Origin of the sequence: Brevundimonas diminuta (assembly GCF_050310045.1) — a bacterium.
Lineage (GTDB): Bacteria > Pseudomonadota > Alphaproteobacteria > Caulobacterales > Caulobacteraceae > Brevundimonas > Brevundimonas diminuta_F.
This window is the reverse complement of record NZ_CP190005.1, coordinates 3,027,835-3,047,975: the sequence shown is the minus strand read 5'-3', so window position 1 is coordinate 3,047,975 and position 20,141 is coordinate 3,027,835. Positions and strand designations below refer to the sequence as shown.

Here is a 20,141-nt window from a genome sequence, read left to right as displayed (position 1 = left end):
CGACCGGAGATGGATGAAGGTTGGCCTTGCCACAAGCCCGGCGCAAGCGCCAGCATGGGGGCATGAAGCTGAATTCCCTTGCGACCGTCCTGACATTCGCCGTGGCGAGCACCCTGATGACGGGGGGTTCCGGGCCTGCCGCCGCCCAGACGACGGCGCGGACCTATGCCGTCGAGGGCGACTGCGACGGCCGCCCGGCGACCGGGGTGCGGATGGCGCCCGGCTATTGTCTGGGGCTGGTGTGGCAGGGATCAGCGCGGGAGGCGGGGCCGCAGATGCCGCGCGGCCTGATGCCTCTGGACGGCGGCGACTGGCTGGTCACCGATCTGGGCGCCTGGGAGGCGGGCAAGGGGGCGGTCTGGCGGCTGTCCTTCGCCGCCGATGGAAGCACGCGCTGGCGACGGCTGGCGGGCGGGCTGTCCATGCCGCACACGGTGAAGCGCGGGCCGGACGGGCGCATCTATGTGTCCGAGATGAACCGCATCCTGACGCTGGACCCTGACGCGATGGATCCGCAGGCCAGCGTCCGCACCGTCATCGGCGACCTGCCGGACAACCGTCTGCATGACAACCGCCACCCCCTGTCCAGCTTTGTCTTCGACGGGAACGGCGATCTGCTGGTCAATGTCGGGGCGCCGAGTGACCGCTGCCTCGACGCGACGGGCAAGCCGAAGACGGATGCGCGCGGGGCCTGCGTGGAAGATGCGGCGACGGCGCAGGTACGGCGCCACGCCTATCTGGGGAACGGCCGCTGGGCGGAAGACAGCACCGTCTTCGCTTCAGGCTTGAGGAACTCCATCGCCCTGGTGCGGCACCCATCGGGCACGGTGCTTCAGGCCGAGAACTCGGTCGATCTGGAGACGCCGGATCATCCCTATGACGAGATCAACGTGCTGACGCAGGGGCGTCATTACGGCTGGCCCTATTGCGTCGATCTGGCGACGCCCCTGCCGGGCTGGCCTGCGCGTCAGGCGCGCTGCAGTGAGCGCGAGAAGCCGATCGCCCTGCTGCCGCCGCACGCGGCCCCGCTGGACCTGATCTATTATGAGGGGGCGATGTTCCCCGAACTTCAGGGGCGGCTGCTGATGACCTGGCACGGTTTCCGCCGCACGGCCGGACGTATCGTGGCGGCTGAGACGGACGAGGCGGGGCGGCCTCTGACCGATATCGGCGGGCGCTACGCCATCTATCCGCGCGGGGCGCTGTCCTACCCGGCGGGGGCGCCCAGCGTGAACGGCAAGGTGCTGACGCCGGGCTGGGACAAGGTCGTCGGGCGTCATCCGCGCGGCTCGCCGGTGACGATGGCGACGGCGCCGGACGGCTCCATCTGGGTCACGGATGACAGAAGCCGGGCGATCCTGAGAATCGCCCGGCCCCGGTAGGCTTGGGTTTTAAGAGGGCGTTTTAGCCCTTCTGGCCGTCCCGCTTGGCCAGAACACGCAGGCGCAGGGCGTTCAGCTTGATGAAGCCTTCGGCGTCCTTGTGGTCATAGGCCTGGACGCCCTCCTCGAAGGTCACCAGATCCTGATCGTACAGGCTGTTGGGGCTCTCGCGGCCGATGATGGTGATATTGCCCTTATAGAGCTTCACGCGGACCACGCCCGAAACCTTCTCTTGGCTCTTGTCGATGGCGGCCTGCAGCATCTCGCGCTCGGGGCTGAACCAGAAGCCGTTGTAGATGAGCGAGGCGTATTTCGGCATCAGCTCGTCCTTCAGGTGCATGGCGCCGCGATCCAGCGTGATCGACTCCATGCCACGGTGGGCGGCCAGCAGGATGGTCCCGCCCGGGGTCTCATAGACGCCGCGCGACTTCATGCCGATGAAGCGATTCTCGACCATGTCCAGACGGCCGACGCCGTTGTCGTGGCCCAGCTGGTTCAGTTTGGTCAGCAGGGCGGCGGGCGACAGGGCCTCGCCGTCGATGGCGACCGGATCGCCCTTTTCATAGGTGATGGTGATGATGGTCGGCGTGTCGGGGGCGTCTTCCGGCGCGATGGTGCGCTGGTGCACGAACTCGGGCGCCTCGACGGCCGGGTCTTCCAGCACCTTGCCCTCGGACGAGGAGTGCAGAAGGTTGGCGTCGACCGAGAAGGGGGCCTCGCCCAGCTTGTCCTTGGCGATCGGGATCTGGTGCTTCTCGGCGAACTCCAGCAGGGCCTCGCGGGACTTGAAGTCCCACTCGCGCCACGGGGCGACGACGCGGATGTCGGGCTCCAGCGCATAATAGCCCAGCTCGAAGCGGACCTGATCGTTGCCCTTGCCGGTGGCCCCGTGACATACGGCGTCGGCGCCGACCATGCGGGCGATCTCGATCTGGCGCTTGGAGATCAGCGGGCGGGCGATCGAGGTGCCCAGCAGATACTGGCCCTCATAGACGGTGTTGGCGCGGAACATCGGGAAGACGAAGTCGCGCACGAATTCTTCGCGCAGGTCGTCGATGAAGATGTTCTCGGGCTTGATGCCCAGCTTCAGCGCCTTCTCCTTGGCGGGGGCGAGCTCCTCGCCCTGACCCAGATCGGCGGTGAAGGTCACCACCTCGGCGTTATATTCCGTCTGAAGCCACTTCAGAATGATCGACGTGTCCAGCCCGCCCGAATAGGCGAGGACGACTTTCTTGGGGGCGGGCTTGCTCATCGGTCGGAGAGTCCTTTCAGAAGACGCGGATCAAGAGACGCGGGGGAGGCGTTCGGCGCGCTTAAAGGACCAGACGCGCCGCGATGCAAGGGTGTGATTGGGGCGAAGGGGGCTGAATGCATCAGGGGCGCCGCGATCAGACCCGCGGCGCCCCCGTTTCAGGCTGGATTTTCAGCCGTTTGAGGGCGTCAGGCCGTCAGGGCCTTGAGCTGGTCGACGAGGTCGGTCTTTTCCCACGAGAAGCCGCCGTCGGCGTCGGGCGTGCGGCCGAAGTGGCCATAGGCGGCGCTGCGGCGGTAGACCGGCTTGTTCAGGCCCAGATGCTCGCGGATGGCGCGCGGCGAAGCGCCGCCGATCAGACGGGGCAGTTCACGCTCCAGCACCGCCTCGTCGATCCTGCCCGTGCCGTGCAGGTCGACGTGGACCGACAGGGGCTTGGATACGCCGATGGCGTAGCTGATCTGGATGGTGCAGCGGTCGGCCAGACCCGCCGCGACGACGTTCTTGGCCAGGTAGCGGCAGGCATAGGCGGCCGAGCGGTCCACCTTGGTCGGATCCTTGCCCGAGAAGGCGCCGCCGCCGTGCGGAGCCGCGCCGCCGTAGGTGTCGACGATGATCTTGCGCCCGGTCAGCCCGGCGTCGCCGTCCGGCCCGCCGATGACGAAGGTGCCGGTCGGGTTGATGTGCCATTCGGTCTCGGCGGTGATGAAGCCTTCCGGCAGCACCTGTTCGACATAGGGCTTCACGATGGCCGCGACCTGATCCTGGCTCAGGTTCGCCTTGTGCTGGGTCGAGACGACGATGGAGGTCGCGCGCACCGGGCGGCCGTCTTCGTAGTGCAGCGTCACCTGGCTCTTGGCGTCGGGCTCGAGACCCGGCTCCCTGCCCGAATGGCGGGCCTCGGCCAGAGCCTTCAGGATGTTGTGGCTGTAAGCCAGCGTGGCCGGCATCAGTTCGGGCGTCTCGTTCGAGGCGTAGCCGAACATGATGCCCTGATCGCCTGCGCCCTCGTCCTTGTCGGCGGCGGCGTCGACGCCCTGGGCGATGTGGGCCGACTGCGGGTGCAGGTGGTTCCGGAACTCCAGCGTCTTCCAGTGGAAGCCGTCCTGCTCATAGCCGATGTCGCGAACGACGCCGCGAACAGTGTCTTCGATTTCCTGCTGCACGCCGGGCGCCCAGTTGCCTTCGACGTCCATGATGCCCTTGCCGCGGATCTCGCCGGCCAGCACCACCAGATTGGTCGTCGTCAGGGTTTCACAGGCCACCCGCGCCTCGGGGTCCTTGGACAGGAACAGGTCGACGATGGCGTCCGAAATCTGATCGGCGACCTTGTCAGGATGGCCTTCCGAGACGCTCTCGGAGGTGAAGAGGAACGACGAACGGGCCAAGGCAGGCTCCCGGGGTGAGGATAAGTCCGTCAGACATATAAAGATATGCTTATACCTGCAAGGCGGCTTCTCGCCTTTGCACTTTAAGGCGGCGCCGGGCGACGATGAGATCTGCGCCTTCGCACGTGCAAGATAGTTCTTGCGCTGCAGCATTCTCCGTGTCAGCAAATTCCAGTTCTTCGTGAACTGAGTACAATTTCGTTCTTTTGACCTGAGTAATTGCCTAGACGTTTGGAAAGATAATGCCCAACCCGAACATTCTCGACTCGGCTTTGACGCGCCTTGATGAGGCGGCCCGCCATGTTCAGATCGACAGCGATGTGCTGGAGAAACTGAAATACCCGCGCGAGACGATGAAGGTTCGGTTGCTGATCCGCATGGACGACGGGTCGCGCAAATCCTTCCTGGCGTGGCGCTGCCGCTATGACGACACACGCGGCCCGACCAAGGGCGGCATCCGTTTCCATCCCGACTCCACGGTGGAAGAAGTCGAGACCCTGGCCTTCTGGATGACGGTGAAGTGCGCCGTGACCAACCTGCCCTACGGCGGCGGCAAGGGGGCGGTTCAGGTCGATCCCAAGAGCCTGTCCAAGGCCGAGCTGGAGCGGCTGTCGCGCGCCTATGTCCAGGCTTTCGCGGGCATCATCGGCCCGGATCGCGACATCCCGGCGCCCGATGTCTACACCAACGCCATGATCATGGGCTGGATGGCCGATGAATACGCCTCCATCCAGGGCGAGGCGGCCCCCGCCGTGATTACCGGCAAGCCGATCGCGCTGGGCGGTTCGGTCGGGCGCGAGGATGCGACGGCGCGCGGCGGTTTCTACCTGACCTGTCACCTGACCGAACGGCTGGGTCTGCCCACCGAAGGCCTGCGCGTGGCGGTGCAAGGCTTCGGCAATGCGGGCCAGCATGTGGCGCGCCTGTTCCGCAGCATCGGGGCCAAGATCGTCGCCGTGTCGGACTCGGGCGGAGCGGTCTACGCCGCCGCGGGGCTGGACCTTGACGCTCTTCTGGCGGCCAAGGCGGCGGGGCAATCGGTGGTTCAGGCTGAACACGGCGGCAAGACCATTTCGCCTGAAGACCTGATCGCCGTCGAGTGCGACGTCCTTGCGCCTTCGGCGATGGAGGACATGATCCACGACGGCAATGCCGCCTCAGTGCAGGCCCGGGTCGTGCTGGAACTGGCCAATGGCCCGATCACGCCCGAAGGCGACCGCATCCTGGCCGACAAGGGCGTGGTGGTCCTGCCTGACATTCTCGCCAATGCGGGCGGGGTGACGGTGTCCTATTTCGAGTGGGTCCAGAACCGTCAGGGCTATTACTGGACGCTGGACGAGGTACAGTCGCGCCTTAAGACCATCATCGAAACCGAGGGCGACGCCGTCTGGTCCATCGCCGAGGACAAGGGCGTCACCCTGCGCACGGCGGCCTATATCCACGCGCTGGGTCGCCTGGCTGCGGCCATCGAGGCGCATGGCACCCAGCAGTTCTTCACCAGCTAGGAGCGGGCAGGGCGGCTGCGTCTACAGGCGGTCCAATCGCCTGGCGTGACCGCCAACCATCTTCAGTGCGAGCGTGTCGGGCAAAAGGCCGCCCAGCGCCGCCAGCACAGTGTTGGCGAAGCCCGGCGTCACGCGCGGGCGGTTCGCCTCGACCGCGTCCCAGCCGATGCGGGCGACGCGGTCGGCGTCCATCCACATCCACTTCGGATAGGCGGCCGAGACCTGATCGCGTGAGCCGTTGACGTCGTGGAACTCGGTGTAGGTGTAGCCGGGGCACAGGGCGGTGACGTGCACGCCCGTCCCGCGCGTCTCCAGCCAGAGGCCCTGCGACGCCTTGATCAGGAAGCTCTTGATCGGGCCGTAAAGGGTGTCGCCGCCGGTCGCGGGCATCTGTCCGGCCAGAGAAGCCACGTTCAGCACCCGGCCCCAGTCGCGTGCGACCATGCCGGGCAGCAGCAGGCGCGACAGCTCGACCGGCGCGTTCAGCATGACGCGGATCATGGCGGCGTGGTCGGCCGGATCGGTGGTCAGAAACCCGGTCGTGCGGCTGAAGCCTGCATTGTTGATCAGGCCGTCGACGTTCAGGCCCCGCACCGCAATCGCCTCGACAAGACGTGCGGGCGCGTCAGGCTCGGCCAGATCGGCGGAAATGACGGTCGCGACGACGCCGTGGGCGGCGGACAATTCCTCAGCCAAGGCCGTAAGCGGGCATTCGCGCCGGGCGGTCAGGATCAGATCGTATCCTCGCGCGGCGCAGACGCGGGCCAGCGCCGCGCCGATGCCCGCCGAGGCGCCGGTGATCAATATGGTGCGGCGCGCTCCCCCCAAAGCCGCCACCGTCAGGCCGCGTCGGCGTTGGGGCAGCAGGGGTGCGGCGCATAGGGACGCAGCACCTCGGGATCTTCAGCCAGAAGATCGGCGATGGTGATCTTCGACAGGGCCGCGCCCGCCGCCTGATCCGCTGCGGTCAGGGCCTTGGCCACCTGACGCGGAATGTGTTCGCCGACCGGGCAGCCCTTGGCCCCCGCAGGCGGCGAGCCCAGGTGTGCGCAGCCGTTCACCGCCTTCAGCACCTCGTCCAGACAGATGTCCTCGGGCCGCCGCAGCAGCCACGACCCGCCCGAGGCGCCCGGCCGCGTGGCGATCAGCCCGGCCTTGGCCAGCAGGGCGGTCACCCGGCGGATCACCACCGGATTGGTCGGCACCGAGGCGGCCAGAACGGCGCTCGGCTCGGCCTCGGTCGCCGAATAGGCGCCCTTGTGGGCCAGATAGGCCAGGGCGTGGGCGGCGACGGGGAAACGTTGGCTGTCAGACATCTGGGTTCATGCTCCAGACCGATAGGTAGGCCTTCCGCTCACGTTTAACAAATCCATCCGCAACAAAAACTGTTTTATATGGTGTCGAGGGTCTCTTCTTCCGGCCGGGCGGCGGCGACGGCGGCCCGAACGGCGCCGCGCCAACCTTTCAGCAACCGCGCCCTGTGCGCCTCATCCATGCGCGGTTTCCAGACGGCGGGCGATTCCGCAGGCGCGGTCCACAGTTCGTCCGTCAGGCCGACGCCAAAGGCCGCCAGCCGCGCCGCGCCCATGGCGGTCATCTCCTGAAAAGCGGGGCGCTCCACCTCGACTTCGCAGATGTCGGCGATGAACTGCATGGCGAAGGCGTTGGCGGTGACGCCGCCGTCGACCTTGAGCCGTTTCAGCGGCGGCGCCCCGTCCTTCGTCAGGGCGTCCAGCAGGTCGCGGGTCTGATAGGCCAGGCTCTCCAGCGCGGCGCGGACCATGTGCGCCGGGCCGCTGTCGCGGGTCAGGCCGACGATGGTTCCGCGCGCCTCCGGCTCCCACCAGGGCGCGCCCAGGCCGGTGAAGCCGGGGACCAGATAGACCCCGCCATTTTCCGTCAGCGACTGGGCCACGGCCTCGGACTGGCGCGAGTCCGACAGCACCTTCAGCCCGTCGCGCAGCCACTGGATCGCCGACCCGGCCGAGAAGATGGAGCCCTCCAGTGCATAGGCGGCTTCACCTCCCGCTGCATAGCCCAGCGTGCCCAGCAGGCGCGAGGTCGAGGCCACGGGCGCCGCCCCGACATTGGCCACCAGAAAGGCGCCGGTGCCATAGGTGATCTTGGCGTCTCCCGCCGTCAGAGCCCCATGCCCGACCAGCGCCGCGTGCTGATCCCCCGCCGAGCCGTGAATGGGCAGGGCGCGCCCCAGCAGCGACGGGTCCGCGTTCCCCAGCAGGGCGTCGCAGTCGCGGATTTCCGGCAGGGCCTCAATCGGCACGCCGAACAGGTCGCACAGGTCCGGCCGCCACGCGCGCGTCGTCAGATCCATCAGGCTGGTGCGGCTGGCGTTGGTGGCGTCGGTGACGTGGCTTTGGCCGCCGGTCAGCTTCCAGATCAGCCAGGCGTCGATCGTGCCCAGCTTCACCTCGCCTCGCGCCGCCCGTTCGCGCGCGCCGGGCACAGCGTCCAGCAGCCAGGCGTATTTCGAGGCCGAAAAATAGGGATCGAGGATCAGGCCCGTCGCCGCCTGCACCCTCGCCTCATGCCCCTGCGCCGCCAGCTTGCCCGTCGCCTCAGCCGTGCGCCGGTCCTGCCAGACGATGGCGCGATGCAGAGGCTCGCCTGTCGCCGCGTCCCAGATCACCGAGGTCTCGCGCTGGTTGGTGATGCCGATGGCGACGAAACGGCCGACGCCGCCCGCCTTGCGCGCCACCTCGCGACAGGTCTGAAGGGTCGCGCGCCAGATCTCGGCGGCGTCATGCTCGACCCAGCCCGACTGCGGGAAATGCTGCGCCAGATCAATCTGGCTGACCGCAACGGCGTTGAACGCCCCCTCAGACGAGACTTCAAACGCAATCGCCCGCGTCGAGGTGGTGCCCTGATCAATGGCGAGGATGAGACGGTTCATGAGACGCGGCTTTTCCAGATTTCGATCTGATCGATGGCCAAGGCCAGAAGGCTGTCGAGTTCATCAATTCCGCCCCGCCAGACCCGCTCGAAGCTCTGATCGTCATTCGTGTCTACAGAGCAAGCGGTCACGACAAGGGCGTCCATGACAGGAGGCGCAATCGAGACCTGAAAACAGTCATGACGCTCATGCCCCGGAATATAGAAGAATCGGGCGGGAGCGTTCGCCCATTCCTTGAACATGACCCAGCCCTTTGCAGCGGCCTGACGGTCCAGTTGCGCGTCAATAAGCAAATAGGGATTCATGAGACCGTATCCTGCGTGGCGCATAGGAACTCGACAAGCCGACAGATGAAGGTATCGATTTCTCATGCATACGCCCTCCTTCTCAGGCGTCGTCGACGCCGCCCGCCAGATCGCCTCCGCCGCCGTCCGCACGCCGCTGATCGAACATCCGGCCCTGAACGAGGCCGTCGGCGGCCGTGTCCTGATGAAGGCGGAAACGTTTCAGGTCGCGGGCGCCTTCAAGTTCCGCGGCGCCTATAACCGCATCAGCCGCCTGACCGACGAAGAGAAGACGCGCGGCGTCGTAGCCTATTCCTCCGGCAACCACGCGCAGGGGGTGGCGGCGGCGGCCCAGGCTGTCGGGACGCCCGCCCTGATCGTCATGCCGTCCGACAGCCCGGCGGTGAAGGTCGAGGGCGTCCGCGCCTTCGGCGGCGAAGTGCGCTTCTACGATCGCTGGACCGAGAGCCGCGAAGCCATCGGCGCCGAGATCGCGGCCGAACGGGGCTCGGTGCTGGTCCCGCCGTTCGACGATCCCTTCATCATCGAGGGCCAGGGCACGGTCGGGCTGGAGATGCTGGAACAGGCGGGGGCGCCGATGGACCAGCTGCTGTGCGGCGCCTCGGGCGGCGGGCTGATCGCCGGGATCAATCTGGTCATGGCCGAACAAAGCCCCGCGACCCGCGTCATCGTGGTCGAGCCCGACGCCTTCGACGACACCCGCCGCTCGCTGGAGGCAGGCCAGCGCACCGCCCATCCGCAAGGGGCGCCGTCCATCTGCGACGCCCTGATGGCGCCCATGCCGGGCGAACTGACCTGGCCGATCAACCGGCGTCTGGCGGGCGCTGCAATCGTGACCGACGCCGAAGTCGCCGAGGCCATGCGCTTCGCCTTCCGCTGGCTGAAGCTGGTCATCGAGCCGGGCGGCGCCGTGTCGCTGGCGGCGCTGCTGTCCGGCAAGGTCGAGGCGAAGGGGCTGACCACCGGCATCGTCCTGTCGGGCGGCAACGTCGATCCCGGCCTGTTCAGCGCGATCATCGAGGGGCGGTTCGAAGGGTAGACCCTTGCTTCCGCCCCCTCCGCGCGCAAGGCTGGCGTAAACGGGAGGATGTCATATGACCAAGGCCAGCGAACTACAGTCCCTGATCGATCAGGAGGTCGGCGTCAGCCGCTGGTTCGCGCTGGATCAGGCGCGCATAGACGCCTTCGCCGGACTGACCGAGGACGAGCAGTTCATCCACGTCGACCCTGAGCGCGCCAAGGTCTCGCCCTTCGGCGGGACCATTGCGCACGGCTTCCTGACCCTCAGCCTCGCTTCGGCGATGAGCATGGATGCAGTCGCTCCGCTGGATGATCTGGTCATGGGGGTGAACTACGGCTTCGACCGGCTGCGCTTCCTCGCCCCGGCGCCGTCGGGATCACGCGTGCGCGGCCGCTTCAAGCTGTTGTCGGCCGAGGACAAGGGGGGCGGCCGGTGGCTGCTGAAGCACGAGCTGACCGTCGAGATCGAAGGCGGCGACAAGCCCGCCCTGATCGCCGAATGGCTGACGATGCAGGTGGTGAAGGCCTAAACCTCGCCGCTCATCCGAGCGAAAGCGAATAGGCGCCTATTCGCCCAGACACCTCAGCGCCACTTCCAGATTGCGCAGGCCGTCTTCGCCGCTGACCGCCGCCGTCTCGCCGGTGCGGATGGCGTGGATGAAGGCTTCGTGCTCCTTCTTCAGCGGCTCGGCGGGCCAGGCGTTCAGCATCCGCGTGGAGTATGAGCCGTCCGGCTGCTGGCCGAAGAATTCCGTCACCTGGCGGGTGATCAGATCGGCGACGATGAAGCGGCTCTTGGTCGCCACCTGCAGGACGCGGGTCTTGTAGGGCGTGACCCAGTTGGTGGTGATGTGGGCGATCACCCCATTGTCCATGCGGAACTGCAGCAGGGCCGAGTCCTCGCGCGAGGCGTGGGTGTGGCCCAGCAGGGACTGGACCTCGGTCATCTCCGACCCCGTCAGATGGCGGATGATGTCGATGTCGTGCACGGCCAGGTCGATGACCACCCCGACCTCGCCCATGCGCGGCGGGAAGGGGCCGACGCGGGTGATCTGAATGGAGATGATCTCATCGCCGTCGATGGCGCGCTTGACCGTCTCGACCGCCGGGTTGAAGCGCTCGACGTGGCCGACCATCAGCACGCGCTCATTCGCCTTGGCCGCGTCGATCATGGCCTGAGCATCGGCGAGGGTGGCCGCAATCGGCTTTTCCACCAGCACATGGACGCCCGCGTTCAGCAGGGCCACGCCCAGTTCGGCATGATAGCGGTTCGGCGTGGCGATGACGGCGGCGTCCAGACCGGCGGCGACGAAGGCCTCGGCGGTCGTCACGGCGGTCGCTCCATAGGCGGCGGCCACGCCCTCGGCCGTCACGGCGTCAGGATCAAAGACGGTCGTCAGCTCGACATCGCGCAGTTCGGCCAGAACGCGGGCGTGGTTGCGGCCCATGACGCCGGCGCCCGCGACGCCGATCTTGAGGGGGGTCTGCTGGTGCATGGGGATCAGGCCTTGAAGCTGGCGACGGCGGCGATGATGCGGTCCTGCGTCTGCGCATCCAGATCGGCGTGCATCGGCAGGCTGACGACCACGTCCTTCAGCCGCTCGGTGACAGGCAGGCCGCCCGCGCCGCGCGGATAGTGCTCATAGGCGGGCTGCAGGTGCAGCGGGATCGGATAATAGACCGCCGTCGGCACGCCCTGATCCTTCAGGTGCGCGGCCAGACCATCGCGATCCAAATGCTCGACCGTGTACTGCGCCCAGTTGGAGACGTTACCTGCCGGGACGTCCGGAACCTTGGCGACGTGTGGGCGCAGGCCCTCGCTGTAGCGGGCGGCGGCGGCGTTGCGCCACTCGATCTCCTGGCCGAAGACCTTCAGCTTCTCGATCAGAACAGCGGCCTGAATGGTGTCCAGACGGCTGTTCAGGCCGATGCGCATGTTCAGATATTTGGGGTCGTGGTCGAAGGTGCGGTCCTTCAGATCGACGCCGACCGCCTTGCCGTGAACGCGGATGGAATCCATCAACTGGGCGAGGTCGTCGTCATTCGTCAGCACCGCCCCGCCGTCGCCGTAGCAGCCCAGCGGCTTGGCCGGGAAGAAGCTGGTGGTGGTCACATCAGCCCATTTCAGCGGGTGTTCGCCGTTGATGGTGCAGCCGAAACCCTGCGCCGAATCCGAGATCAGCTTCAGGCCGTGCCTGTCGCAGATCTCCTTGATGGCCGGATAGTCGGCGGGCTGGCCGAACAGGTCGACGGAGATGACCACGCGCGGCTTCAGACGGCCCTCGGCCTTGATGCCTTCGATGGCGCGCTCCAGCGCGGCCGGGTCCATGTTGTAGGTGTTTTCGTCCACGTCGACGAAGACCGGTTCGGCGTCGAACCAGGGCACGACCTCGGCCGTGGCGGCGAAGGTGAAGCTGGGCACGAAGACGGCGTCGCCGCGCCCGATCCCCCAGGCCATCAGCGGCAGGGCCAGGGCGTCGGTGCCGTTGGCGCAGCCCAGGGCGTGCTTGGCCTTGCCGAAGGCGGCCAGGTCGGCCTCGAACTGGCGCACCTGCGGGCCCATGACCCAGGCGCCGCCGACGACGGCTTCCTGAACGGCGGCCTCTATCTTGCCGCCGAGGCGCAGGCGCTGGGCCTGAAGGTCGATGAAGGGGATGGTCATTGCGATGTCGCTCTCTCGATAGGGTCTGCGCGGCGCGGGTCGTCTTCTGGGGCGCGGACGCGAAGGCGGGTCGTCTGTATCAGTCTGCGTCCTACCAAAGCGGCGGGGTGCTGAACAAACCCCCCGGGGTCACTTCGCGTTGCGCGATGCAACGAAAGGGCGGCTTGGCAAAGACATGGACGCCGCCTAAGCCGGGGTCATGCGCTTCGATCCCGCCGCCAAGAAACAGGTTCGCGACTGGCTGTTCGGCCAGGCCCTGCCGCTGTGGGCCAGAGCCGGCGTCGACGCCGACGGACGTTTCTTTGAGAAGCTGGATTTCGATGGACGGGCCGTCACGGGCGTCCCGCGTCGGACACGGGTTCAGGCGCGCCAGATCCATGTATTTACCGAAGCCTCGGCGTTGGGCTGGAGCGAGGGCGAGGCGATCGCTCGCGCCGGACTGGACGCCATGATCGACGGCGCCCGTCGCGACGACGGCCTGTGGGCGCGGGCCACGGATGATGCAGGCGCGGTCATCGACGCCACGCCTGACCTGTATGATCTGGCCTTCGTCCTGTTCGCCCTGGCCGGGGCGCATCGGGTGCTGAACGATGAACGGGCGCGACCTCTGGCGCTTGAGACCCTGGCCGTCATCCAGACGCAGATGGCCGACCGGGAGCATGGCGGCTGGCAGGAGGCCCTGCCGCCCGTCCTGCCTCGCCGCCAGAACCCGCACATGCATATGCTGGAGGCGTTGCTGGCCTGGCAGGCGGCGGCGCCGGATTCCGCGTTCGAGACGGCGGCCCGTTCGATTCTGGACCTGTTCAGCCGACATTTCTTCGACCGCGAGCATCTGATGCTGGGCGAGTTCTATGAGCGCGACTGGCGCGTGCGGCCCGGCTCTGAGGGCCAGTGCATAGAACCCGGCCACCACATGGAATGGGTCTGGCTGCTGGACCGGGCGAAGCGTATCGGCCTGCCGGATCACGACGCGGCGGCGCGGGCGCTTTATACCAGCGCCTTGACCTGCGGGGTCCGCGCCGATGGTCTGGCCGTGCGTGAGATCAGCCGGATCGGCCAGATTCGCGACGGCGGCGTGCGCCTGTGGGCCCAGACGGAACTGTTGCGCGCCCTGCATCTGCGCGGTGATCAGGACAGGGCGGTCCGACTGGTCGACCGCCTGTTCAAAACGCATCTGGCCACCGACATTCCCGGCCTGTGGTTCGACGCCTTCGACGTCGACGGCCAGCCGCAGGATGCAGCCGTTCCCGCCTCGACCTTCTACCACCTGATGACGGCCTTTTCGGCCCTGCTGACGGAGCCTTCATGAGCCCCCCTGCCGCCTTCCTCGACCGTGACGGCGTGCTGATCGTCGACTGCGGCTATCCGCACCGGCCTGACCAGCTGGTGCTGATCCCCGGCGCGGCCGAGGCGGTGAAACGGCTGAACGACGCAGGCTATGTGACGGTCATCGTCACCAACCAGTCCGGCGTGGCGCGCGGCATGTTCAGCGAAGAGACCATGCACGACTTCAACCGCCTGCTGATCGAGCGGCTGGCCGAGGGCGACGGGCGCATCGACGCCGTCTACGCCTGTCCCTTCCATTCCGAGGCGGCGGATGAGCGCTATCGCCACCCGGATCATCCGGATCGCAAGCCCAATCCCGGCATGTTGCTGCGGGCCGCGGCCGAGCATGATCTGGACCTGCCGCGCTCGCTGATGATCGGCGACCAGCCGTCGGACATGGAGGCGGCGCGGCGCGCGGGCGTGGCGGGCCATCGCTTCACCGAGGGCGATCTCGATCAATTCATCCGCGATCTGCTCTCCGCCTGATCGCTATTCCCCATGCGATGAATTAACCTTCTCCCGAGCAAGACTGACTGCCCGGAGACGCCCCCATGACGATGACCACCCCGCTGGCCGACCGCTTTGTCGAGCGGCGCTGGACCTCGCCGGACGGCCTCAGCCTCTACGCCCGCGACTACGCCCCGGCCGAGGGTCCGGCGCGCCTGCCCGTCATCGCCATCCACGGTCTGACGCGCAACAGCGCTGATTTCGGCGTCATCGCCGGACTGATCGCCCACAGCGGCCGCCGCGTTCTGGCCGTCGACGTGCGCGGGCGCGGCCAATCGGATCGGGCGCCCGATCCCATGACCTATACGCCGGACGTCTATGCAAAGGATGTCGTGGCCCTGATGGAGCAACTGGGGATCGACAAGGCGATCTTCCTCGGCACCTCCATGGGCGGGCTGATCACCCTGGCGCTGACAGGCATCAAGCCCAAGGCCATCGCCGCCGCCATCCTAAACGACGTCGGTCCCGAGGTCGCCGTCGAGGGCCTGACCCGCATCGCCGCCTATACCGGCCAGCCCGTCGTGATCGACAGCTGGGACGATGCTGCGGCCTACGCCCGGCGGATCAATGAAACGGCCTTTCCCGACTATACGGACGCCGACTGGATCGCCTTCGCCCGCCGCATCTTCCGCGAAGGGACTGAGGGCGCGCCGGTGCTGGACTACGACCCCGACATCTCGGCCCCGATCAAGGCGGCCGGGTCAAAGGCCCTGGTCCCCAATCTGTGGCCCGCGTTTCGGGCGCTGGCGCGCAGGAAGCCGACGCTGGTGGTGCGGGGCGGAACCTCGGACCTGCTCAGCCCGGCCATCGTCGACAGGATGAAGAAGGCCGCGCCCGCCATGTCCTATGCCGAGGTTCCCGGCATAGGCCACGCGCCCATGCTGGACGAGCCCGAGGCGCGCGCGGCCATTTTCGAGTTTCTGGCGGGCGTGGGGTGAGACGCCACGCCAACCGAGCCTCAAATAGCGCGAAGCGCGGTAGGCCTTCTTAAATCAGGCCTTCTTCACGAACTCCGTGCGCAGGACCAGGCCGCGCACCTTTTCGACATTGGCTTCGATTTCTTCGGGATCGCCGGTCAGGCGGATGTTCTTGACCAGGGTTCCGCGCTTCAGCGTCACCCCGCCCGAGCCCTTGACCTTCAGATCTTTGATCAGGGTCACGCTGTCGCCGTCCGACAGGATGTTGCCGTTGGTGTCCTTGGTGACGTCGTCGCTCATGATCGGTCCTGCATAAAATAGAGACAGGGCCGCCGCATCCGCGACGGCCCTTCCTCATAAGGCCTATGCCCCCCGGCGCGCCTGAGCAAGGCCGATGCGCGCACGAAGGTGCTCATCCTCGGCCGTGGCGCCGGAAATGGCGTTGAAACGCTCGATATCGAGGCCAGAGTTCTCGATGGCGGCGGCCATCTGAGCCTGCTGCTCCTCGTTCGGCTGGGCGCCGCCCAGAGCGCGGGCGATGCCCGAGATTTCAGACATGGCGGCGGCGAACTGGGCGGCCTCGGCGTCGGTGACGCTGGCGCCGACCGAACCCGGCGCCGACGGCGTGGCGCCCGCGACGGCGGCGCGGGCCTGCAGCACCGGATCGGCCGAGACGGCGGTGGAGATGGCGTTGAAGCGTTCGATGGCCAGACCGGAGTTCTGGACGGCGGCCGACATCTGGGCCTGCTGGTCTTCGGTCGGGGCGCCGTTCTGGACGGCGGCGGCCACGCTCTGGACCGTCTTCATGGCGGCGGCGAACTGGGCCAGTTCGGCGTCGGTCGGTTCACCGGCTGCGACGGGCGCAGCGGCGGGCGGAGGGGGCGCGTCCTGCGCCATGGCGGGCGCAGCGGTCAGGAACAGGGCGGCCAGAATGGCGGTCGGGGCGGCGGCCGTTGCAAAGCGCATGGCGTATCCTTCTTCAGTCCCGAACGCTCAGCCCCAAGGCTGACCCGGACTGGTCCGGGCTCTCCCGCACGACCGGGCTATGTCAGTCTCACAGAGGGCGGGGAGGTCGAAACGCTAACCCGCGTCATGCAGGCGGGTAAACCCCGCAGCGGCGCTTTCAACCTTCAGGGGTATTGGCGTCCAGTTCGTCCAGCCACGCCCGCGCCGAGGAATCCGACGGCGCGCGCCAGTCGCCGCGCGGCGACAGCGACCCGCCCGTGACCACCTTCGGCCCGTTCGGCACGGCCGAGCGCTTGAACTGGCTGGTCTGGAAGAAGCGGATTAGGAACTTCCGCAACCAACCCTTGATGGTCGGCAGGTCATAGGCGACGCGCTCCGCCTGCGGCAGACCGTGCGGCCAGCTTTCCCTCGTCGCATCGCCCCAGGCCTGATGGGCCAGATAGGCGACCTTGGACGGCTTCAGACCGAACCGGCTGATGTAGAACAGGAAGAAGTCGTTCAGCGCATAGGGACCGACGATGGACTGCGTCGACTGGATCGCCCCGTCGGCGCCCGCCGGCACCAGTTCGGGCGAGATCTCCGTGGCCAGAATGGCGGCCAACGTCGGCGCCGCCGCCTCGCCCACCAGACCCCGCTCGGCCACCCAACGGATCAGGTGCTGGATAAGGGTCTTCGCCACGCCGCCGTTGACGTTGTAGTGGCTCATGTGGTCGCCGACGCCATAGGTGCACCACCCCAGCGCCAGTTCCGACAGGTCGCCGGTGCCCAGAACGAACCCATTGTTCTGATTGGCCAGTCGGAACAGATAGTCGGTGCGCAGACCCGCCTGCACATTCTCGAACGTCACATCATGCACCGGCTGTCCGTCCGCGAACGGATGGCCGATGTCGCGCAGCATCTGTTCGGCGGCGGGACGGATGTCGATCTCGGCGCCGGTGACGCCCACCGCATCCATCAATGCCCAAGCGTTCGACTTCGTCCCGTCCGAAGTGGCGAACCCCGGCATGGTGAAGGCCAGAATGCCGGTGCGCGGCAGCTCCAGCCGGTCAAAGGCGCGACAGGCGACCAGCAGCGCCTGCGTCGAATCCAGCCCGCCCGAGACGCCGATCACCAGGGTCTTCGCCCCCGTTGCGGTCATCCGCCGCATCAGGCCCTGAACCTGAATGTTGAAGGCCTCGAAACAGTCCTGATCCAGACGCGCGGCGTCGTCCGGCACGAAGGGGAAACGGTCCAGCGGACGGATCAGGGCGTCGCCCGGCCCCTCTCCCGACTCGAATGGAACCACGGTCGCGGCCTCGCCTTCCAGCCGGGCGCAGTCGGCGAAGGTGCCGTTGCGCAGACGGTCCAGCCCGATGCGGTCCACGTCCACGTCGGCGATCGTCAGATGACTGTGCAGGGCGAAGCGCTCGCCCTCGGCCAGCCGCGCGCCCAGTTCATGAATGGTCGCCTGACCATCCCACGCCAGATCGGTCGTGCTCTCGCCCCAGCCCGAGGCGGCGAAGACATAGGCCGACAGGGTGCGCGCCGACTGGCTGGCGCACAGCAGGGCGCGCTCGTCGGCCTTGCCGATGACGATGTTGGAAGCTGACAGGTTGCACAGGATGCGCGCGCCTGCGAGCGCCGCCCGCGTCGACGGCGGCTGCGGCGCCCAGAAGTCCTCGCAGATCTCCACCGCGAAGACGAAGCCGGGTCGGTTGGTCGCCTCGAAGATCAGGCCCGGCGCGAAATCGACGCGCTCGCCGTTCAGGACGACGACGTCCTCGCTGCGGCTGGCGGCGGAGGCGAACCAGCGCTTCTCATAGTATTCGCGATAGTTGGGCAGATAGGTCTTGGGGACCACGCCCAGCACCTCGCCGCCCCCCAGCACGACGGCGCAGTTGAACAGGGCGTCGCCGTTGCGGATCGGCGCGCCGATCACGGCGATGACGCCTGCCGCGTCCGCGACCTCGGACAGCCGCGCGATCTGGCGCTCGACCTCTTCCAGCAGGGCCGCCTGCATATGCAGGTCGTCGATGGCGTAGGCGCTCAACGACAGTTCGGGGAAGACCAGCAGGTCCACGCCCTTCTCGCCCGCCTGATGGATCAACCGCTCATGCTCTTCGGCGTTGGCGGCCGGGTCGGCGATATGGACCACAGGCGTCGCGGCGGCGACGCGCACGAAGCCGTGGCTGCTCGGGGCGTGGAAGGAATGCGTCTTGGACTTCGCCATCAATCTTTCCGCTCATCCCGGCGGACGCCGGGACCCAGTGAGAGCTACAGGCACAGACCTTGCAGCCTTTCTGATCAATATAGGGTTGCGCGATGAAGCCAAAGCACTGGATCCCGGCGTCTGCCGGGATGAGCGGTTTATAGTGACCTGCGAACCGCTCTCGGCTAAGGCTCACCCCATGAGCGATACGCCCAAAAAAGGCTGGTTTCAGCGACTGAGCGCGGGCCTGTCCCGGTCTTCGAAACAGATGACCGATCAGGTCGTCTCGACCTTTGTGAAGGAGCCTCTGTCCGAAGAGGCGCTGGAGCGGCTGGAAGAGCATCTGATCGAGAGCGATCTGGGCCCCGCCGCCTCGGCCCGCATCGTCGAGCGGTTCCGCGCCCTTCGCTTCGGCAAGACCTCCGACGAACGCGAGGTCAAGGAGGCGCTGGCCGAGGCCGTCGCCGCCGAACTGACGCCGCGTCAGGCGACCTTCGACCCGCTGTCGGGACCGAAACCCTATGTCGTCCTGTTCGTCGGCGTGAACGGCTCGGGCAAGACGACGACGCTGGGCAAGATCGCCTCGGACCTGACGGGCAAGGGCGCCAAGGTGATGATCGTCGCCGGCGACACCTTCCGCGCCGCCGCCCGCGAACAGCTCAAGGTCTGGGCTGACCGCGCCGGCGCCCATTTCGAAAGCCGCCGCGACGGCGCCGACGCCGCAGGGTTGGCCTTCGACGCCTTCACCAAGGCCAAGGAAGAAGGCTTCGACGTCGTGCTGATCGACACCGCCGGGCGGTTGCAGAACAAGTCGACCCTGATGGACGAACTGCTGAAGATCGTGCGCGTGTTGAAGAAGGTCGACCCTGACGCCCCGCACGAAACCCTGCTGGTGCTGGACGCCACCGTCGGCCGCAATGCGCTGGAGCAGGAAAAGATTTTCGGCCGCACCGCCTATGTCTCGGGCGTGGTGATGACCAAGCTGGACGGCACCGCGCGCGGCGGCGTCCTGGTGCCGGTGGCGCAGGCCTCAGACGCCCCGATCAAGCTGATCGGCGTCGGCGAAGGGGTCGAGGACCTTCAACCGTTCGACGCGCGCGCGTTTTCCCGATCGCTGGTCGGGCTTGAGGACTGATTGCCTATGAGTGAAGCGACCAAAACCAAGCGCCCGCAGTGGATTCGCCAGGCCGTCGATTTCGGCGCCCTGGTCGCTTTCATGGCCGCCTATTTCATCACCCGCGACATGATCAAGGCGACCTGGGTTCTGGTCATCGCCTCGATGATCGCCCTGGCTGTCGGCTTCATGCTTGAGCGGCGCCTGGCGCCCATGCCGCTGATCACCGGCGGCTTCGCCCTGGTGTTCGGCGTCCTGACCATCGTCACCGACGACGACCTGTTCGTGAAGCTGAAGCTGACGGTGCAGAACGGCCTGCTCGCCGCCGTCCTGCTGGGCTCGCTGCCGCTGGGCAAGTCGCCGTTCAAGGCCCTGCTGGGCTCCGCGCTCAAGGTGACGGATGAAGCCTGGCGCAAGCTGACCTTCCGGTACGGCCTCTATTTTCTGGCCGTCGCCATCGCCAATGAGGTGTTCCGCAGCCCGACCGCCGTCACCGCCATCTGGTCGGCCCTGAACCTCGGCACGCCTGACCCGAACGGCGTCTGGACCGCGTTCCGTGGCGTGCTGTGGATCGCCGCCTCCGTCTTCGGCCTGTCGCAGGTGCCCTTGATCATGAAGAATATGATCAAGGACGAAGAGCCCGGCCCCATCTCGCCCGACACGGGTCTCTGATCCAGAGGAGTGGCGCATAGCGCGAC

20 protein-coding genes are annotated in these 20,141 nt (G+C 67.2%); 9 read left to right on the top strand and 11 right to left on the bottom strand.

Going from position 1 to position 20,141, the window contains the following annotated elements:
• Positions 1 to 62 precede the first annotated feature (62 nt).
• Complete coding sequence (locus tag ACORJG_RS14625) at positions 63 to 1,382, top strand: PQQ-dependent sugar dehydrogenase (protein WP_427790134.1); 1,320 nt, start codon at positions 63 to 65, stop codon at positions 1,380 to 1,382.
• 22 nt (positions 1,383 to 1,404) lie between these two features.
• Here ACORJG_RS14625 and ACORJG_RS14620 read toward each other — a convergent pair whose 3' ends face one another.
• Both ACORJG_RS14620 and metK read right to left on the bottom strand, forming a co-directional pair.
• On the bottom strand, positions 1,405 to 2,634 hold the full coding sequence (locus tag ACORJG_RS14620) for an argininosuccinate synthase (protein WP_427790132.1): 1,230 nt from the start codon (positions 2,632 to 2,634) through the stop codon (positions 1,405 to 1,407).
• 188 nt (positions 2,635 to 2,822) lie between these two features.
• Positions 2,823 to 4,022, bottom strand: coding sequence for a methionine adenosyltransferase (gene metK, locus ACORJG_RS14615; RefSeq protein ID WP_427790130.1), 1,200 nt, complete (start codon positions 4,020 to 4,022; stop codon positions 2,823 to 2,825).
• Positions 4,023 to 4,264: 242 nt separating this feature from the next.
• Between metK and ACORJG_RS14610 the strand changes: the two genes are divergently transcribed.
• A complete protein-coding gene (locus tag ACORJG_RS14610) occupies positions 4,265 to 5,527 on the top strand; it encodes a Glu/Leu/Phe/Val family dehydrogenase (protein WP_427790128.1) in 1,263 nt (420 codons plus the stop codon).
• 21 nt (positions 5,528 to 5,548) lie between these two features.
• Here the strand turns inward: ACORJG_RS14610 and ACORJG_RS14605 are convergent, their stop codons facing one another.
• The 4 genes from ACORJG_RS14605 to ACORJG_RS14590 form a co-directional block, all read right to left on the bottom strand.
• Positions 5,549 to 6,355: an SDR family NAD(P)-dependent oxidoreductase gene (locus tag ACORJG_RS14605; RefSeq protein ID WP_427793071.1), complete on the bottom strand. Its 807-nt coding sequence runs from the start codon at positions 6,353 to 6,355 to the stop codon at positions 5,549 to 5,551.
• Between the two features lie 11 nt (positions 6,356 to 6,366).
• Positions 6,367 to 6,843, bottom strand: coding sequence for an Rrf2 family transcriptional regulator (locus tag ACORJG_RS14600; RefSeq protein ID WP_427790126.1), 477 nt, complete (start codon positions 6,841 to 6,843; stop codon positions 6,367 to 6,369).
• 74 nt (positions 6,844 to 6,917) lie between these two features.
• The gene (gene glpK, locus ACORJG_RS14595) at positions 6,918 to 8,438 is read right to left on the bottom strand and encodes a glycerol kinase GlpK (RefSeq protein ID WP_427790124.1); all 1,521 of its coding nucleotides are present in this window, start codon (positions 8,436 to 8,438) and stop codon (positions 6,918 to 6,920) included.
• Positions 8,435 to 8,743 (bottom strand): hypothetical protein, encoded by a 309-nt coding sequence (locus ACORJG_RS14590; protein WP_427790122.1) that lies wholly within the window; start codon positions 8,741 to 8,743, stop codon positions 8,435 to 8,437. Before ACORJG_RS14590 ends, glpK begins: the two co-directional genes overlap by 4 nt.
• A 64-nt stretch (positions 8,744 to 8,807) precedes the next feature.
• On the opposite strand from ACORJG_RS14590, the gene ACORJG_RS14585 reads away from it, so the two are divergent.
• Both ACORJG_RS14585 and ACORJG_RS14580 read left to right on the top strand, forming a co-directional pair.
• Positions 8,808 to 9,782: a threonine ammonia-lyase gene (locus ACORJG_RS14585; RefSeq protein ID WP_427790120.1), complete on the top strand. Its 975-nt coding sequence runs from the start codon at positions 8,808 to 8,810 to the stop codon at positions 9,780 to 9,782.
• Positions 9,783 to 9,837: 55 nt separating this feature from the next.
• Positions 9,838 to 10,293, top strand: coding sequence for a MaoC family dehydratase (locus ACORJG_RS14580; RefSeq protein WP_427790118.1), 456 nt, complete (start codon positions 9,838 to 9,840; stop codon positions 10,291 to 10,293).
• Between the two features lie 36 nt (positions 10,294 to 10,329).
• Here the strand turns inward: ACORJG_RS14580 and ACORJG_RS14575 are convergent, their stop codons facing one another.
• Together ACORJG_RS14575 and ACORJG_RS14570 are read right to left on the bottom strand one after the other, a co-directional pair.
• Positions 10,330 to 11,259 carry a Gfo/Idh/MocA family oxidoreductase gene (locus ACORJG_RS14575; protein WP_427790116.1) on the bottom strand — a complete coding sequence of 310 codons (930 nt, stop codon included), beginning with the start codon at positions 11,257 to 11,259 and terminating at the stop codon, positions 10,330 to 10,332.
• A 5-nt stretch (positions 11,260 to 11,264) separates the two neighbouring features.
• The gene (locus tag ACORJG_RS14570; protein ID WP_427790114.1) at positions 11,265 to 12,425 is read right to left on the bottom strand and encodes a DegT/DnrJ/EryC1/StrS family aminotransferase; all 1,161 of its coding nucleotides are present in this window, start codon (positions 12,423 to 12,425) and stop codon (positions 11,265 to 11,267) included.
• 199 nt (positions 12,426 to 12,624) lie between these two features.
• On the opposite strand from ACORJG_RS14570, the gene ACORJG_RS14565 reads away from it, so the two are divergent.
• The 3 genes from ACORJG_RS14565 to ACORJG_RS14555 all read left to right on the top strand — a co-directional run bounded on the left by ACORJG_RS14565 (position 12,625) and on the right by ACORJG_RS14555 (position 15,196).
• Positions 12,625 to 13,734: an AGE family epimerase/isomerase gene (locus ACORJG_RS14565; protein WP_427790112.1), complete on the top strand. Its 1,110-nt coding sequence runs from the start codon at positions 12,625 to 12,627 to the stop codon at positions 13,732 to 13,734.
• Positions 13,731 to 14,237, top strand: a complete 507-nt coding sequence (locus ACORJG_RS14560; protein WP_427790110.1) for a D-glycero-alpha-D-manno-heptose-1,7-bisphosphate 7-phosphatase — start codon at positions 13,731 to 13,733, stop codon at positions 14,235 to 14,237. Before ACORJG_RS14565 ends, ACORJG_RS14560 begins: the two co-directional genes overlap by 4 nt.
• A 65-nt stretch (positions 14,238 to 14,302) precedes the next feature.
• Complete coding sequence (locus ACORJG_RS14555) at positions 14,303 to 15,196, top strand: alpha/beta fold hydrolase (protein WP_427790108.1); 894 nt, start codon at positions 14,303 to 14,305, stop codon at positions 15,194 to 15,196.
• Between the two features lie 54 nt (positions 15,197 to 15,250).
• Here ACORJG_RS14555 and ACORJG_RS14550 read toward each other — a convergent pair whose 3' ends face one another.
• The 3 genes from ACORJG_RS14550 to ACORJG_RS14540 form a co-directional block, all read right to left on the bottom strand.
• Entirely contained in the window at positions 15,251 to 15,475 is a 225-nt protein-coding gene (locus ACORJG_RS14550; RefSeq protein WP_427790106.1) for an alkylphosphonate utilization protein, read from the bottom strand.
• Positions 15,476 to 15,538: 63 nt separating this feature from the next.
• Positions 15,539 to 16,141 (bottom strand): DUF4168 domain-containing protein, encoded by a 603-nt coding sequence (locus tag ACORJG_RS14545; RefSeq protein ID WP_427790105.1) that lies wholly within the window; start codon positions 16,139 to 16,141, stop codon positions 15,539 to 15,541.
• A gap of 157 nt (positions 16,142 to 16,298) precedes the next feature.
• The gene (locus ACORJG_RS14540; protein WP_427790103.1) at positions 16,299 to 18,350 is read right to left on the bottom strand and encodes an NAD(+) synthase; all 2,052 of its coding nucleotides are present in this window, start codon (positions 18,348 to 18,350) and stop codon (positions 16,299 to 16,301) included.
• 178 nt (positions 18,351 to 18,528) lie between these two features.
• Here ACORJG_RS14540 and ftsY point away from each other — a divergent pair, with 178 nt between their 5' ends.
• Both ftsY and ACORJG_RS14530 read left to right on the top strand, forming a co-directional pair.
• Positions 18,529 to 19,464: a signal recognition particle-docking protein FtsY gene (gene ftsY, locus ACORJG_RS14535; protein WP_427790101.1), complete on the top strand. Its 936-nt coding sequence runs from the start codon at positions 18,529 to 18,531 to the stop codon at positions 19,462 to 19,464.
• A gap of 6 nt (positions 19,465 to 19,470) precedes the next feature.
• On the top strand, positions 19,471 to 20,115 hold the full coding sequence (locus ACORJG_RS14530) for an inner membrane-spanning protein YciB (RefSeq protein ID WP_427790099.1): 645 nt from the start codon (positions 19,471 to 19,473) through the stop codon (positions 20,113 to 20,115).
• Positions 20,116 to 20,141: the final 26 nt, after the last annotated feature.

What these genes read in the sequence shown, in the direction of transcription:
- ACORJG_RS14625 (WP_427790134.1), top strand. Translation starts at nt 63, where the DNA reads ATGAAGCTGAATTCCCTTGCGACCGTCCTGACATTCGCCGTGGCGAGC.
- ACORJG_RS14620 (WP_427790132.1), bottom strand. Translation starts at nt 2,634, where the DNA reads ATGAGCAAGCCCGCCCCCAAGAAAGTCGTCCTCGCCTATTCGGGCGGG.
- ACORJG_RS14610 (WP_427790128.1), top strand. Translation starts at nt 4,265, where the DNA reads ATGCCCAACCCGAACATTCTCGACTCGGCTTTGACGCGCCTTGATGAG.
- ACORJG_RS14600 (WP_427790126.1), bottom strand. Translation starts at nt 6,843, where the DNA reads ATGTCTGACAGCCAACGTTTCCCCGTCGCCGCCCACGCCCTGGCCTAT.
- glpK (WP_427790124.1), bottom strand. Translation starts at nt 8,438, where the DNA reads ATGAACCGTCTCATCCTCGCCATTGATCAGGGCACCACCTCGACGCGG.
- ACORJG_RS14590 (WP_427790122.1), bottom strand. Translation starts at nt 8,743, where the DNA reads ATGAATCCCTATTTGCTTATTGACGCGCAACTGGACCGTCAGGCCGCT.
- ACORJG_RS14585 (WP_427790120.1), top strand. Translation starts at nt 8,808, where the DNA reads ATGCATACGCCCTCCTTCTCAGGCGTCGTCGACGCCGCCCGCCAGATC.
- ACORJG_RS14580 (WP_427790118.1), top strand. Translation starts at nt 9,838, where the DNA reads ATGACCAAGGCCAGCGAACTACAGTCCCTGATCGATCAGGAGGTCGGC.
- ACORJG_RS14575 (WP_427790116.1), bottom strand. Translation starts at nt 11,259, where the DNA reads ATGCACCAGCAGACCCCCCTCAAGATCGGCGTCGCGGGCGCCGGCGTC.
- ACORJG_RS14570 (WP_427790114.1), bottom strand. Translation starts at nt 12,425, where the DNA reads ATGACCATCCCCTTCATCGACCTTCAGGCCCAGCGCCTGCGCCTCGGC.
- ACORJG_RS14565 (WP_427790112.1), top strand. Translation starts at nt 12,625, where the DNA reads ATGCGCTTCGATCCCGCCGCCAAGAAACAGGTTCGCGACTGGCTGTTC.
- ACORJG_RS14560 (WP_427790110.1), top strand. Translation starts at nt 13,731, where the DNA reads ATGAGCCCCCCTGCCGCCTTCCTCGACCGTGACGGCGTGCTGATCGTC.
- ACORJG_RS14555 (WP_427790108.1), top strand. Translation starts at nt 14,303, where the DNA reads ATGACGATGACCACCCCGCTGGCCGACCGCTTTGTCGAGCGGCGCTGG.
- ACORJG_RS14550 (WP_427790106.1), bottom strand. Translation starts at nt 15,475, where the DNA reads ATGAGCGACGACGTCACCAAGGACACCAACGGCAACATCCTGTCGGAC.
- ACORJG_RS14545 (WP_427790105.1), bottom strand. Translation starts at nt 16,141, where the DNA reads ATGCGCTTTGCAACGGCCGCCGCCCCGACCGCCATTCTGGCCGCCCTG.
- ACORJG_RS14540 (WP_427790103.1), bottom strand. Translation starts at nt 18,350, where the DNA reads ATGGCGAAGTCCAAGACGCATTCCTTCCACGCCCCGAGCAGCCACGGC.
- ftsY (WP_427790101.1), top strand. Translation starts at nt 18,529, where the DNA reads ATGAGCGATACGCCCAAAAAAGGCTGGTTTCAGCGACTGAGCGCGGGC.
- ACORJG_RS14530 (WP_427790099.1), top strand. Translation starts at nt 19,471, where the DNA reads ATGAGTGAAGCGACCAAAACCAAGCGCCCGCAGTGGATTCGCCAGGCC.